The following is a 13,259-nucleotide window of genomic DNA, read 5'->3' as shown; positions in this document are numbered from 1 at the left end:
TGACGCCGGGGTCAGAGGGCTTAGCTCAGCGAGCGCCGCAGCGCGCTGAGCCGGTCTGCCACCATGTCCACATCCAGCCCGTCTTCAGCGTGGGCCAGGTAGGCCTCCAGGTCCACCACGGCTTCTTTGGCGTGGCCCAGCTCGGCGTGGGCCAGGCCCCGGTCGCGCCGCTCACCCCAGGTCTGGGGGGACAGCACGATCAAGCGGTCCAGCACTGCCGTCAGGCGCTGCCAGTCTTGCTGGGCGCGGTGCACTTCCTTCAAGTTGCGCAGCATGCGGGCAATGATGTCGCGCGGTGTGGCGGCCTGCAAATACAGGCCCAGCGGCACGTCGTAGTCGTCCACCAGCCCACTTTGGCGCTTGTAGGGCTCCAGCCGCTCTGACAGGTCTTCGCGGCTGAGCGATTGGCCGTTGGTGGGGTCCATCACCACCTGCCCCTTGGGCAGCAGCACCTTCACCATGAAGTGCCCCGGAAACCCCACCCCGCGCACATGCAGTCCCAACCCTTGTGCCAGCTCCATCCACAGCACCGCCAGGCTGATCGGAATGCCCCGACGCGTGCGCAGCACCGCATTCAGGTAGCTGTTTTCGGGGTCGTAGTAGTTGTTGACGTTGCCCGCAAAGCCCAGGTCCGAAAAAAAGAACTGGTTGAGCATGTGCAGCCGCTGCAGCGCGGGTGCATCGACCGCCAGGCGCCTGCCAATGCGGGCCTGCATCTGGTCCACATCGCCCAGCAGTTGCTGCACGTCCAGCTCGGGGTATTCATCCTGGGCAATGCTGGCGGCCGCTTCGAGCAGGGGGAAGTGCTCATCGCTTTGCACCAGGCACGCGAAATATTCCAATGACGAGGGGACGGTGTAGCTCAGGGACATGGCAGATTTTGAGAACGAGCGGGCCGCAGCGTCAAGGCGCAAAACCCATGGATTCACCCGGCATTTCGGCGGTCCTGGCCTGGCCCTCGCAGCCCCACCGGCCAGGGGCCATCAGCGCCGCAGCATTTGCCGCAGCTTGAGGCCTGCAGCCCACAGCGCGCCAAAGTACAAAGCCGCCGCGGCCGCCATTAATCCCGCCAGCAACAGCACCCGCTGGGCACTGTGGGCACGCAAGGCCACCCAGTCGAAATAGTGCGAGCCCCAGGCCAGCAAAATGGCCAGCAAGGCGCTGGCGGCCACCACCTGCAAGGCAAAGCGCGCCCAGCCCGGTTGCGGCTGGTAGCTGCCCTTGCGGATCAAGCCGATCAACAGCCACAAGGCGTTGACCAAGGCGCCCAGGCCAATCGACAGAGCCAGCCCGGCATGGTCGATGAGCGGCACCAGCACGGCGTTCAGAATTTGGGTAATGACCAGCACCGCGATGGCGATCTTGACCGGCGTGCGCACATCCTGGCTGGCGTAGTAGCCCGGCGCCAGCACCTTGATGGCCACCAGCCCCAGCAGGCCCGCGCCATACCCCGCCAGTGCCACGGCAATCTGCCCCACATCGCCATCGGCCAACTTGCCGTAATGGAACAAGGTGGCCACCAGTGGCTTGGAGAATGTGAGCAACGCCACCGCGCAGGGCACAGCCAGCAGCACCACAATGCGCAGCCCCCAGTCCATCATGGCCGAGTATTTGGCAGCATCGCCTGCCGCTTTGGCCGCCGTGAGCTGCGGTGTCAGCACCACCCCCAGCGCCACACCCAGCAGCGCCGTCGGGAACTCCATCAACCGGTCGGCATAAAACAGCCAGGTGACGCTGCCCGGAGTCAGGTACGAGGCGATCTGGGTGTTGATCATCAATGACACCTGCGCCACGCCCACGCCCAGCAAGATGGGCGCCATCAGCGCCAGCACGCGACGCACGCCCGGCTCGGCCCAGGCCGCCCGAATGGCGCCCCACGTCACGCCAATGCGCGGCATGAGCCCCATGCGCAGCAGCACCGGGATCTGCACCCCCAGTTGCAGAATGCCACCCAGCATCACCCCACCGGCCATGGCAAAGATGGGTTCAATGCCACGCGCCTCCAACTGCGGCGCCCCCAACCAGGCGGCGGCAATCATGCAGACGTTGAGCAGCACCGGCGAAGCGGCGGGCACCGCAAAGTGCTTCCAGGTGTTGAGGATACCGGCAGCCAGCGCCACCATGGACATGAAGCCGATGTAGGGGAACATCCAGCGCGTCATCAACACGGCGGCATCAAAGGCCTCAGGGCTTTGGCGCATACCACTGGCCAGCGCCCACACCAGCACGGGCGCGCCCAGCACACCCACCACACAGGTCAGCAGCAGCACCCAGGCCAGCACGGTGGCCACGGCAGCCATCAGCCGGCGGGTAGCTTCTTCGCCCTCTTTGGCCTTGGTGGTGGCCAGCACGGGCACAAAGGCCTGCGCAAACGCGCCCTCGGCAAACAAGCGGCGAAACAGGTTGGGAATGCGGAAGGCGACGTTGAAGGCGTCCGTGAGGGCGCTGGCGCCAAACAGGGACGCCATGAGCAGGTCGCGCGCCAGGCCCGTCACGCGGGAGGCCAGGGTCAGCAGGGATACGGTGGAGGCGGCTTTGAACAGTGACACCGCCGGGAGTGTATTCGCTGCGCGCAGCCCTGGCCACGCGGCTGGCGCCCTTGTTGCGCTCGCTTACGTCCACCAGGCCAACGCTTATCTGGCGCCCCACCGGATGAGGCAATGGTGAAAGCCCAAGGCTGGGTCTTTGCCACCCCTACAGCCAAGCGGCGCAACCTGGGCTGGCCCACTGTGGCTCGGGTGGGCTATAATCATCGGCTTTGCTGGCATCATCCTCAGACTCAAGGAACTTAAATCATGGCATCCGCTAAACCAAAGAAAAAGAACCCACGCCTGGCGTCGGGCCGCAAGCGCGTCCGTCAGGACGTCAAGATCAACGCAGCCAACACATCGCTGCGTTCCAAATACCGCACCGCTGTCAAAAACGTCGAAAAGGCTGTTCTGGCTGGCGACAAGGTGAAGGCTGCTGAAGCTTTCGCCAAGGCACAAAGCGTGGTCGATACCGTTGCCGACAAGGGCATCTTCCACAAGAACAAGGCAGCTCGCGATAAGAGCCGCCTGGCAGCCAAGGTGAAAGCCCTGGCACTGGCCGCCTGACCCACTTCAGGCAAACAGCACGGGTAGCCTCCGCTGCCCGCCGTTTGTAACGGGTGCGCTGTCAGCAAACATCAAAACCGCCTTCGGGCGGTTTTTTTGTGCCTGTAATTGAATGCACACCTAGCCAGCGCCACGCCGCAAGCACACGGCCTCACAGCGCCCGGCTTGCGCAGCGTGACCACGCCTGGGCGCAAACCCGCCACACCCAAGCAACGGGCAAAGCAATTCAAGCCAAGGCGCAAGAAAACGGGGGCGTAAAAAAAGGCCTGTCAGGCCTTCGGGGTGGGGGCATCGGGAAGCAAGCACGCTTCAGCCACCTGCAGGTTGTTGTCCCTGGCAAAGTTGAGCACAAAGTCCCAGGCCATGGGCTCATGGTCGCGCAGGTCGCGGTGCACCACCACGCACTTGACGCCGTTGAGCGTGGTCGGGATGCACCAGGGCGAATAGCTCAGGTGGCTGCCCGGCCGCGAGCCTCCGGGACGAAACTGGCTCATGACGCCAGCCAACCGCTCGGCCCAGTCGCTGGGCCTGAAGGTTTTCCCGTCATGGGTAATGCCCTGGATGAAGACTTCTTTTGTGGAGGGGGAAACCATCGGGGTCGCTTGGGTAAGTGGCAGCTCACCGCAGTGTTGCTACGGCCCCGCATTCTAACTCTTATATAAGAGCTAACCCGGTATTCCCAGTGGGTCGTCGGGTAACGCATTGCAGTGATGCGCAATTGTCAACAGCCAGCCATGGCTCTCCCCCTAGAATCGTGCTTCGTTTTTCGGGTTGAAGACCCTGTATCTGGTCTCTTACCGACCTATCGCTGGCCACAAGCCCAACCCTTTTTTGCACCGTCTGGAGATCTCTGCATGACCGCTTTCATTGAGGCAGCCTCGCCCCACGTAATGAACACCTATGGCCGCGTACCGATTGCGCTGGCTCGCGGTCAGGGCAGCCGAGTCTGGGACGTGAACGGCAAGGAGTACCTGGACGCGCTGGGCGGCATTGCCGTGAACACGCTGGGCCACAACCACCCCAAGCTGGTGCCTGCGCTGCAAGACCAGATCACCAAGCTCATCCACACCTCCAACTACTACCACTCGCCCCTGCAAGAGGCGCTGGCAGCCAAGCTGGTGGAGCGCTCGGGCATGACCAACGTGTTCTTCTGCAATTCGGGCCTGGAGGCCAACGAGGCCGCCATCAAGATCGCGCGCAAGTACGGCGTGGACAAGGGCATTGCCAAGCCCGAGATCGTGGTCTACGAAAAGGCCTTCCATGGCCGCTCGATCGCCACTATGTCGGCCACGGGCAACCCCAAGATCTACAGCGGCTTTGGCCCGCTGGTCGAAGGTTTTGTGCGCGTACCGCTCAACGACATCGAAGCCATCAAGAAGGCCACCGAAGGCAACCCCAATGTGGTCGCGGTGTTCTTTGAAACCATTCAGGGCGAAGGCGGCGTGAACCCCACCCGCGTGGAATACCTGCAGCAGCTGCGCGCCCTGTGCGACGAGCGCGGCTGGCTCATGATGATTGACGAAGTGCAGTGCGGCATGGGCCGCACCGGCAAGTGGTTTGCCCACCAGTGGGCGGGCATCGTGCCTGACGTGATGCCCCTGGCCAAGGGCCTGGGCTCGGGCGTGCCGATTGGCGCCGTGGTGGCGGGCCCCAAGGCCGCCAACGTGCTGCAGCCCGGCAACCATGGCACCACCTTTGGCGGCAACCAGCTGGCCATGCGTGCGGGCAACGAAACCATCCGCATCATGGAAGAAGACGGCCTGCTGCAAAACGCAGCGACCGTGGGTGCCCACCTGAAGGCAGCGCTGGAGCGCGAACTGGGCAGCCTGAGCGGCGTGAAGGAAATCCGCGGCCAGGGCCTGATGCTGGGCATTGAGCTGAACAAGCCCTGCGGCGCCCTCACCGGCCGCGCAGCCGAAGCGGGCCTGCTGATCAGCGTGACGGCCGACAGCGTCATCCGCCTGGTGCCCTCGCTGATCCTCACCGTGGCCGAGGCCGACGAAATCGTAGCCAAGCTCACCCCTCTGGTCAAAGCCATCCTGGCCGAATAAACCTTGCAGGGCACGCCACGGCGTGCCCTTTTTTGCCCATGAAACACTATCTGCAGTTCACCGACCTCACCGCTGACGAATACGCTTACCTGTTCGAGCGCGCGGCGATCATCAAGAAAAAGTTCAAGTCGTACGAGAAGCACCACCCGCTGGTTGACCGCACGCTGGCCATGATTTTTGAAAAGGCCAGCACCCGCACCCGCGTGAGCTTTGAGGCGGGCATGTACCAGCTGGGCGGCAGCGTGGTGCACCTGACCACCGGCGACAGCCAACTGGGCCGCGCCGAGCCGATTGAAGACAGCGCCAAGGTCATCAGCCGCATGACCGATCTGGTGATGATCCGCACCTACGAGCAGACCAAGCTGGAGCGCTTTGCCGCGCACTCGCGCGTGCCGGTCATCAATGGGCTGACCAACGAATACCACCCCTGCCAGATCCTGGCCGACATCTTCACGTACATCGAACACCGTGGCTCCATCGCGGGCAAGACGGTGGCCTGGGTGGGCGACGGCAACAACATGGCCAACACTTGGCTGCAGGCCGCTGCGCTGCTGGGCTTCAAGGTCAACGTGAGCACCCCTCGCGGCTACGAGATTGACGAAAAATTGGCCTCTGGCGCTCAAGGAGTAAGCGCTAGCAGCTATCATTTCTATAGCAACCCACTCGAAGCCTGCAAGGGCGCTGACCTGGTCACTACCGATGTGTGGACCAGCATGGGCTACGAGGCTGAAAACGAGGCCCGCAAAAAGGCCTTTGCCGACTGGTGCGTGGACGCCGAAATGATGGCCGCCGCCCAGCCCGACGCCCTCTTCATGCACTGCCTGCCCGCGCACCGGGGCGAAGAAGTGGAAGCCGATGTGATCGACGGCCCGCAATCGGTGGTGTGGGATGAGGCAGAAAACCGGATGCACGTGCAAAAAGCACTCATGGAGTACCTTTTGCTCGGCCGTATGGCGTAACGCCAAAGCGGGATGTTCCACCGCAGCACTGCTGACACCGACGCGCTGCTGGCGCAATGGGAGGCCCTGGGCACTGCTCTGGGCTGCCCTGCCAATACGTGGATGAAAGAAGGCCAGCACCTGCTGCACAGCTGGCAGCGCTGGCCCCGGGCGTACCACAACGCATCGCACCTGCAGGCCTGCCTGGACCACTGGCAGACGGTGCAAAACGAACTGCCCGGCGCGCTAGAGCAGCCCCACGCCGTGGCGCTGGCCCTGTGGTTTCACGACGCGGTGTATTGGCCCTGGAGCGCACACAACGAGGCACGCAGCGCACAGTGGGCCTCACGCTTCCTCAGCGACCAGCTCTTGCAAACCAGCCTGGTGCGCACCGTGCACGAACACATCATGGCCACATGCCACAACCCGGGCGTGCTGCAGGGCGACGCCACTTGGGTGGTGGACATTGACCTGGCCGTGCTGGGCCAAAGCGATGCGGTGTACCGCCAGTTTGAGCGCAACGTGCGCAAGGAATATTTCTTTGTGCGCTGGCCACGCTACGTGGCCGGACGCAGTGCGGTGCTACAGGGCTTTCTGGACCGGCCGCGCATCTACCACAACGAGTGGTTTTTCTACCGCTACGAGGCACAGGCACGCGCCAACATGCGCAATGCTTTGGATGCGTTGCAAGCAGGGCAAATTTACGCGTAGCTGCAACGCTGACGCTGGGAAAGGCCACGCTTTAACGCGGACTCCAAACCGCCGCCACAAGGGCTGCAGATGGCTGCGCCCCATGCACAGCGCCCGTCAAAACCGCTCGCGGCCCTCGGCAGGGTGCACCGTCACACTGGGTGCCGCAGACGACGAACATCCCCCGCAACTGCTGCAGCCACCTCCGCCGCCACTGCCACACCCAGCGCTTTGCGCCATGGCCGGGTGCACCCGGCCCAGCTTTTTGCGCAGCCCAGCGGGCAGCCAGCGCCACACCATGTAGGCGGCGGCCAGCACCACGATCAAGCCGGTGATCCATTGTTGCCACATCACGCGCCACCTCCCAGGGCCAAAGCGATTCGGTAGGTTACAAAACTGGCCGCATAGGCCAAGCTGAAGAGGTACACCACCATCAGCAGCGGGTAGCGCCAGCTGTTGGTCTCGCGCCGCACTGCGGCGATGGTGGAGATGCACTGCGGCGCAAACACAAACCACACCAGCAACGACAGCGCCGTAGCCAAAGACCAGCTCTGCGCGATCAGTGGGCCCAGTTGGCTGGCCACCTCTTCACCGGTAACCGACAACGCATACACCGTGCCCAACGCACCCACTGCCACCTCGCGTGCGGCCATGCCGGGCACCAGGGCGATGGCGATCTGCCAGTTGAAACCGATGGGAGCCACCAGCACCTCCAGCAAGCGCCCCAGCTGGCCTGCAAAGCTGTAGGTGATGGCCGCTTCGGTAGCGCCTTCGGGTGGCGCAGGGTAGGTGGACAGGAACCACAGCAATACGGTGACGGCCAAGATGATGCCGCCCACGCGCTTGATGAAAATCATCGCCCGCTCGTACAACCCATGCAGCAGGCTGCGCACGCTGGGCCAGCGGTAGGCGGGCAGCTCCATCAGCAGCTGAGGGGGCCGCTGGTCAGAACGTGCCAACTTGGCCACACCGGCCACCGCCATCGCGCTGGCGATACCGCCCACGTAGAGCGCAAACAACACCACGCCCTGCAGGTTGAACAGGCCAGCCACCGTGCGCTCAGGGATGAAGGCGCCGATCAGCAATGCATACACCGGCAACCGGGCCGAGCAGGTCATGAGCGGCGCGATCATGATGGTGACCAGCCGATCGCGCCAGTGGGTGATGGAGCGCGTGGCCATCACGCCCGGCACAGCGCAGGCAAAGCTCGACAACAGCGGGATGAACGAACGGCCCGACAGCCCCACGGTGCCCATCACACGGTCCAGCAAGAAGGCGGCACGCGGCAGGTAGCCCGAGTCTTCGAGCGCCAGGATGAACAGGAACAGCGTCAGGATTTGCGGCAAGAACACCAGCACGCCCCCGGCCCCGGCCACCACGCCGTCTACCAGCAGGCTGCGCAGCGGCCCATCGGCCATGTGCTCCTGGATGAGACCCGAAGTCCACTCGACCCCCGCCTTGATCCAATCGGTAGGCACCGTGGCCCAGGTGAACACGGCCTGGAACATCAGGAACAGCGTGGTCAACAGCAGCAGCATGCCCCACACGGGATGCAGCACCACGGCATCAATGCGGTCATCGGCCCGCAGGCTGGTGGCCGGAGCGCGCACCGCCAGCTCCATCAGCCGGTGCACCTGCTGGTGGGTGCGGATGACCTGGGTCTGCGCATCCAGCGCAGAAGCATCCAGCGCCACCGCCTCCTGGGCGGGCACCAGCGGCGCCTTCAGCGCCTGTGCAGCGGGCGAATCGAGCCAGCCCAGCAGCTCGCTGGCGCCATCGCCGCGCACGCCCACAGTGGCCAGCACCGGCATGCCCAGCTCGCGCGACAGCACCTCGCGGTCGATCTGAATACCCTGGCGCTCGGCCATGTCGCTCATGTTCAGCACCAGCACCATGGGCAGGCCCAGGGCCCGCGCCTCCAGCACCAGGCGCAGGTTCAGCCGCAGGTGGGTGGCGTCCGTCACGCACACCAGCAGGTCGGGCAAGGCCTCGCCCGGGCGGCGGCCCCGCACGATGTCACGGGTGATGGCCTCGTCCAGGCTGTGCGCGTGCAGGCTGTAGGCGCCGGGCAAGTCCAGCACCCGCACCTTGCGGCCGCTGGTCGTGTGCAGCACGCCCTCTTTGCGCTCCACCGTCACCCCCGCGTAGTTGGCCACCTTCTGGCGGGCACCGGTCAGCAGGTTGAACAGCGCCGTCTTGCCGCAATTGGGGTTGCCCAGCAGGGCCACGCGCATCAACTCACCAGCCGGGGTGGCTGCGCCTGCGCCCATGTTCACCGCCGCGCTCATGCCAACACCTGCACTTGCACCATGGCCGCCTCTTGCTGGCGCAGGGCAAACGTGGCCTGCCCCACCCGCACGGCAAGGGGATTGCCCCCCCACGCCCCCCGGGCAAGCACTTGCACGGCCTCACCGGGCACAAAGCCGATCTCCAACAAGCGCAGCAAGGTGCTGTGCTCACGCCCATCGCGCGCAGGCACCAGCCCGGTCACCAACGCAGGGGTGCGGACTTTGAGCCCGTCCAGGCCCAAAGCAGCAGAGGGGAACGCCGAGGCCGCCGTCGGTGTGGTGGCCTGCGTGCTGGGGTGCAGGGCGGCGGCGGCACCCTCGTGCATTGTTTTCATGGGGGTCAATCTTTGCGCAAATGAGTTTGGTTCTCATTTTACAAAATGAGTTCCGCTGGCACTTGATTCAAATCAGAGCGGCCTCGCTGGCCTGAGCACCCGGACAAGTCCATCAAAAATGTAGATATCACTACTTCATTGCAAGGCTTGTGACATAAACCTAAGCTTGCGCCATGAATCGCCCTTCTCACTCATGGTTGGCCTTGGTCGTCAGCCTCCCCTCGGCAAGCGCTACGGTGCGCATGCGGATTTGGCGTGCCGTCAAGGCACTGGGCTGCGCCGCATTGCGCGACGGCGCCTACTTGCTGCCCGCACAGGCAGAGCAAGCTGCACAGCTTCAACCGCTGGCCGACGAGGCTTTGCAAGAAGGGGGACAGGCCTGGCTGCTGCAGGTGCACGCAACCCACATGGCCGAGCAAGCCGCCTACCAAACGTTGTTTGATCGGACGCCCGACTACACCCCCTGGCTGGACGAGTTGGCGCAAGCCCGCCAGCTTTTGCCCACGCTGGTGGGTGCCGAGCTTCAGCGCTTGCAGCGCCGGCATGCGCGCACCTACGAGACGATCCGCAAGATCGACTTCTTTCCGGGCGAAGCCTCCATCCGGGCCGAAGCCCAGTGGCGCGACTTCACCAACGCCGTGGCGGCCTTGCAGTCACCCGGCGAACCTCAGGCCACAGCGGGCCGTATTGCACGGCGTGACCGCATGCAATACCAAGGGCGGCTCTGGGCGACGCGCCGCCATCTCTGGGTCGATCGCGTGGCCAGCGCCTGGCTCATTCAGCGCTTCATCGACCCCAGCGCGCGCTTTGTGTGGCTGAACGCCATCACAGACTGCCCTGCGGATGCACTGGGCTTTGACTTCGACGGCGCCACGTTTTCGCATGTGGGTGAGCGGGTGACGTTTGAGGTACTGCTGGCGAGCTTTGGCCTGGACGGTGATCGCGGCCTGCAGCGCCTGGGGGCCATGGTGCATGCCCTGGACGTGGGGGGCGCGACCACGCCCGAAGCGGGTGGCTTCGAAGCCGTGCTGGCCGGTGCACGCAAGCGCTGGCCGGACGACGACGCCCTGTTGGCCGATGTGGGCGGGGTGCTGGACTCGCTCCATGCGCATTTCTCTACCCACCGCAAACCGTAGCACCTCACCACCTCAGGAATGAACATGAACGATCTCAAGGTAACGGCAGCGCCGGATGCCTGCACTGCAAGTGCTCCTGTCTACACGCTGTGGCAACTGGTGCTGTACATGCTGCGCCTGGGCACGCTGGGCTTTGGTGGCCCCGTGGCACTGGTCGGCTACATGTACCGCGATCTGGTGGAGCAACGCGGCTGGATTTCGGATGCCGACTACAAGGAGGGCATGGCCCTGGCCCAGCTCATGCCCGGCCCCTTGGCTGCGCAGTTGGCCATCTACCTCGGCTACGTGCATTTCCGCCTGTGGGGCGCCACGCTGGTCGGCGTGGCGTTTGTGCTGCCGTCTTTTGCGATGGTGGTGGCACTGGGGGCTGCCTACAAAGCCTACGGCGGCATCTCCTGGATGCAGGCAGTCTTCTATGGCGTGGGCGCCTCCGTCATCGGCATCATTGCCTTGAGTGCCTACAAGCTCACGACCAAGAGCGTGGGCAAGGACAGGCTGCTCGGGGCCATCTACCTGGTCAGCGCGGGCGTGACCATTGCCACCCAGTCCGAAGTGATCTGGGTCTTTCTCGGCGCGGGGTTGTTGGTGTGGGCCGTGCGCGGCCCATTGAAGCGAGCTGGCGGGCGGCTGCACAGCATGGCATGGGCAGCCCCCATGGCCGGGGCACTCAGCCTGGACCACCTCGACTGGCAAAAGCTCGGGCAGATTGCCGCGTACTTCACCTACGCGGGGGCATTCGTCTTTGGCAGCGGTTTGGCCATCGTGCCGTTCCTCTACGGCGGGGTGGTCAAAGAGTACGCATGGCTGACCGATCGCCAGTTCGTGGACGCCGTGGCCGTGGCCATGATCACCCCAGGCCCGGTCGTCATCACCACGGGGTTCATCGGCTTTTTGACCAGCGGCTTTGGGGGCGCCGTCGTCGCGGCAGCGGCGACTTTTCTGCCCTGTTATCTGCTCACGGTGATCCCGGCGCCGTACTTCAAAAAACATGGCAAACACCCTGGTGTGGTGGCGTTTGTGGATGGCGTGACTGCCGCTGCCGTGGGTGCTATTGCGGGGGCGGTGGTGGTACTGGGCCAGCGGTCCATCGTGGACCTGCCCACCGCTGCGCTGTTTCTTGCCACCACGGCGGTGCTGTGGCGGTTCAAGAAGCTGCCCGAGCCTGTCGTGGTGCTGGCCGCCGCGCTGGTGGGCCTGATCGTCTACCCACTGATTTCCCGAGTCTGACCCTGCCCCAGAAGGAGCGCCCCGTGAACTACAACACTCGTCCACTCACACTGGACCCCGACCAACTCACCGGGCTGTCGAATCGACTGATCACCAGCCACTACGAGAACAACTACGCTGGCGCCGTCAAGCGCCTGAACGCCATCCGCAGCGAACTCGCAGTGCTGGACTGGAGCACGGCTGCCGCCTTCACCGTCAACGGCCTCAAGCGCGAGGAATTGATCGCGGCCAACTCGGCGTTCCTGCACGAGCTGTACTTCGACAACCTGGGGGGCAATGGTGTGCTGCCATCTTGCGGCCTCTCCATCGCGCTCACGCGTGACTTTGGCTCCGTGGACGCGTGGCGCAGCCAGTTCACGGGGCTGGCCAAGGCCATGGGCGGTGGATCGGGATGGGCCTTGCTGTCCTGGTCTTCCCGCGAAAGCCGCCTCATCAACCACTGGGCAGCAGACCACACGCACCTTCTGGCGGGCGCCACTCCGGTACTGGCACTGGATATGTACGAGCACGCCTACCACCTGGACTTTGGCGCCAAAGCGGGCGCCTATGTGGATGCGTTCATGGCCAACATCCAGTGGAACAAGGTGTACCAGCGCTACGGCGCTGCTGTCGAGGCGGATGCGTTGGCGTTTGGCATCGACACGGGCGGTGCATTGGATGGTGTGCCAGGCAAGCTCGACGTGAGGCGCCAAGAGGACTATCTGCAAAGCCCGCAGGTCATTGCCGGGGCATCGTGGCGCGACCCGTCGCGCGTGCATGAGTGGAGCCAGGAACTCGATGCATCGAAGCCGGTTCTGCTGTACTGCCTACGCGGCAAGGACATCGGGCGCTCAACGGTCCTTACTTTGCGTGCACGCGGCCTGGATGCACGCTACCTCGTGGGTGGCATCGAGGCCTGGCAAGCCGCGGGCCTGCCTCTGGAAACTCAAGGGGGCATCAAATGAAATGGGTCACCCGCGAACGCCCGAAAATCGACCGCATCGCCTGCCCCTGGCTGATTGCCCGGTTCATCGACAAGGCACCTGAGTTTCTCTACGTGCCTGCGGCCTCCGTGCTTCGGGTGGCCCAAGACACAGGTGCGATCCCCTACGACGTGCCCGGCGTGGAAATGACCCACGACGGTGAGCTTTGCAGCTTCGACGCCTTTCTCAAAAAATACGGCCTCACCGAGCCCGCACTGCAGCAACTGGCCGTGATCGTGCGGGGTGCGGACACCTCCCGACTGGACTTGGCGCCACCGTCTGCGGGCCTGTACGCGCTGTCGCTCGGTCTGTCCCAGACCTTCCGCGATGACCACGAAATGCTGGGGCACGGCATGGTGATGTACGACGCGCTGTATGCGTGGTGCCAGTCGTGCCAGGCCGAGACCCACCACTGGTCACCAAGCATGGCGACATGACCCGCTGCGGCCCGCCCTGACACGGCAGAGAGGGCCAAACTCTGCCGCCAAGCCAGCCGCCAAGGAGGGGCCACACGGTAAGTCGCCAGTAAGTCCAGGC

The 13,259-nt window shown here is 64.4% G+C and carries 14 protein-coding genes; 8 read left to right on the top strand and 6 right to left on the bottom strand.

The genetic code is table 11. From position 1 onward, the window contains the following. Positions 1–20: 20 nt before the first annotated feature. Positions 21–872 (bottom strand): SirB1 family protein, encoded by an 852-nt coding sequence (locus CLU86_RS03965; RefSeq protein ID WP_099654946.1) that lies wholly within the window; start codon positions 870–872, stop codon positions 21–23. Between the two features lie 111 nt (positions 873–983). Beyond that, positions 984–2,549 carry a murein biosynthesis integral membrane protein MurJ gene (gene murJ, locus CLU86_RS03960; protein ID WP_099654945.1) on the bottom strand — a complete coding sequence of 522 codons (1,566 nt, stop codon included), beginning with the start codon at positions 2,547–2,549 and terminating at the stop codon, positions 984–986. Positions 2,550–2,795: 246 nt separating this feature from the next. On the opposite strand from murJ, the gene rpsT reads away from it, so the two are divergent. Further along, a complete protein-coding gene (gene rpsT / locus CLU86_RS03955) occupies positions 2,796–3,095 on the top strand; it encodes a 30S ribosomal protein S20 (protein ID WP_044398144.1) in 300 nt (99 codons plus the stop codon). 269 nt (positions 3,096–3,364) lie between these two features. Here rpsT and CLU86_RS03950 read toward each other — a convergent pair whose 3' ends face one another. Beyond that, a complete protein-coding gene (locus CLU86_RS03950; protein WP_099654944.1) occupies positions 3,365–3,688 on the bottom strand; it encodes a DUF3579 domain-containing protein in 324 nt (107 codons plus the stop codon). A 261-nt stretch (positions 3,689–3,949) separates the two neighbouring features. On the opposite strand from CLU86_RS03950, the gene CLU86_RS03945 reads away from it, so the two are divergent. The 3 genes from CLU86_RS03945 to CLU86_RS03935 are packed head-to-tail and all read left to right on the top strand — an operon-like array spanning position 3,950 to position 6,795. Further along, a complete protein-coding gene (locus CLU86_RS03945; RefSeq protein WP_099740710.1) occupies positions 3,950–5,146 on the top strand; it encodes an aspartate aminotransferase family protein in 1,197 nt (398 codons plus the stop codon). A gap of 38 nt (positions 5,147–5,184) precedes the next feature. Then, a complete protein-coding gene (gene argF / locus CLU86_RS03940) occupies positions 5,185–6,105 on the top strand; it encodes an ornithine carbamoyltransferase (protein WP_099740709.1) in 921 nt (306 codons plus the stop codon). A 12-nt stretch (positions 6,106–6,117) separates the two neighbouring features. Next, positions 6,118–6,795 carry a hypothetical protein gene (locus CLU86_RS03935; protein ID WP_099740708.1) on the top strand — a complete coding sequence of 226 codons (678 nt, stop codon included), beginning with the start codon at positions 6,118–6,120 and terminating at the stop codon, positions 6,793–6,795. A 96-nt stretch (positions 6,796–6,891) separates the two neighbouring features. On the opposite strand, the gene CLU86_RS03930 is transcribed toward CLU86_RS03935, so the two are convergent. Genes CLU86_RS03930 through CLU86_RS03920 form a run of 3 tightly spaced genes read right to left on the bottom strand, consistent with a single transcriptional unit; the run spans position 6,892 to position 9,397 of the window. Further along, positions 6,892–7,125 (bottom strand): hypothetical protein, encoded by a 234-nt coding sequence (locus tag CLU86_RS03930; RefSeq protein WP_099740707.1) that lies wholly within the window; start codon positions 7,123–7,125, stop codon positions 6,892–6,894. Then, complete coding sequence (locus tag CLU86_RS03925; protein ID WP_369803804.1) at positions 7,125–9,062, bottom strand: ferrous iron transporter B; 1,938 nt, start codon at positions 9,060–9,062, stop codon at positions 7,125–7,127. Before CLU86_RS03925 ends, CLU86_RS03930 begins: the two co-directional genes overlap by 1 nt. Beyond that, complete coding sequence (locus CLU86_RS03920) at positions 9,059–9,397, bottom strand: FeoA family protein (RefSeq protein WP_099740706.1); 339 nt, start codon at positions 9,395–9,397, stop codon at positions 9,059–9,061. The genes CLU86_RS03925 and CLU86_RS03920 overlap by 4 nt, the downstream gene beginning before the upstream one ends. Before the next feature lie 173 nt (positions 9,398–9,570). Here CLU86_RS03920 and CLU86_RS03915 point away from each other — a divergent pair, with 173 nt between their 5' ends. Genes CLU86_RS03915 through CLU86_RS03900 form a run of 4 tightly spaced genes read left to right on the top strand, consistent with a single transcriptional unit; the run spans position 9,571 to position 13,159 of the window. Further along, on the top strand, positions 9,571–10,533 hold the full coding sequence (locus CLU86_RS03915) for a chromate resistance protein ChrB domain-containing protein (RefSeq protein ID WP_099740705.1): 963 nt from the start codon (positions 9,571–9,573) through the stop codon (positions 10,531–10,533). A gap of 24 nt (positions 10,534–10,557) precedes the next feature. Continuing rightward, positions 10,558–11,760 (top strand): chromate transporter, encoded by a 1,203-nt coding sequence (locus CLU86_RS03910; RefSeq protein ID WP_099743257.1) that lies wholly within the window; start codon positions 10,558–10,560, stop codon positions 11,758–11,760. 23 nt (positions 11,761–11,783) lie between these two features. Continuing rightward, on the top strand, positions 11,784–12,704 hold the full coding sequence (locus CLU86_RS03905) for a Fe-Mn family superoxide dismutase (protein ID WP_099740704.1): 921 nt from the start codon (positions 11,784–11,786) through the stop codon (positions 12,702–12,704). Beyond that, a complete protein-coding gene (locus CLU86_RS03900; RefSeq protein ID WP_099740703.1) occupies positions 12,701–13,159 on the top strand; it encodes a chromate resistance protein ChrB domain-containing protein in 459 nt (152 codons plus the stop codon). The genes CLU86_RS03905 and CLU86_RS03900 overlap by 4 nt, the downstream gene beginning before the upstream one ends. Positions 13,160–13,259: the final 100 nt, after the last annotated feature.

Source organism: Acidovorax sp. 62, from assembly GCF_002754495.1.
Lineage (GTDB): Bacteria > Pseudomonadota > Gammaproteobacteria > Burkholderiales > Burkholderiaceae_C > Acidovorax.
This window is presented reverse-complemented; position numbering and strand designations above follow the sequence as displayed.

Bases quoted from the DNA above. Each gene is read 5' to 3' on its own strand.
- CLU86_RS03965 (WP_099654946.1), bottom strand. From the start codon at position 872: ATGTCCCTGAGCTACACCGTCCCCTCGTCATTGGAATATTTCGCGTGC.
- rpsT (WP_044398144.1), top strand. From the start codon at position 2,796: ATGGCATCCGCTAAACCAAAGAAAAAGAACCCACGCCTGGCGTCGGGC.
- CLU86_RS03950 (WP_099654944.1), bottom strand. From the start codon at position 3,688: ATGGTTTCCCCCTCCACAAAAGAAGTCTTCATCCAGGGCATTACCCAT.
- CLU86_RS03945 (WP_099740710.1), top strand. From the start codon at position 3,950: ATGACCGCTTTCATTGAGGCAGCCTCGCCCCACGTAATGAACACCTAT.
- argF (WP_099740709.1), top strand. From the start codon at position 5,185: ATGAAACACTATCTGCAGTTCACCGACCTCACCGCTGACGAATACGCT.
- CLU86_RS03935 (WP_099740708.1), top strand. From the start codon at position 6,118: ATGTTCCACCGCAGCACTGCTGACACCGACGCGCTGCTGGCGCAATGG.
- CLU86_RS03930 (WP_099740707.1), bottom strand. From the start codon at position 7,125: ATGTGGCAACAATGGATCACCGGCTTGATCGTGGTGCTGGCCGCCGCC.
- CLU86_RS03925 (WP_369803804.1), bottom strand. From the start codon at position 9,062: ATGAGCGCGGCGGTGAACATGGGCGCAGGCGCAGCCACCCCGGCTGGT.
- CLU86_RS03920 (WP_099740706.1), bottom strand. From the start codon at position 9,397: ATGAAAACAATGCACGAGGGTGCCGCCGCCGCCCTGCACCCCAGCACG.
- CLU86_RS03915 (WP_099740705.1), top strand. From the start codon at position 9,571: ATGAATCGCCCTTCTCACTCATGGTTGGCCTTGGTCGTCAGCCTCCCC.
- CLU86_RS03910 (WP_099743257.1), top strand. From the start codon at position 10,558: ATGAACGATCTCAAGGTAACGGCAGCGCCGGATGCCTGCACTGCAAGT.
- CLU86_RS03900 (WP_099740703.1), top strand. From the start codon at position 12,701: ATGAAATGGGTCACCCGCGAACGCCCGAAAATCGACCGCATCGCCTGC.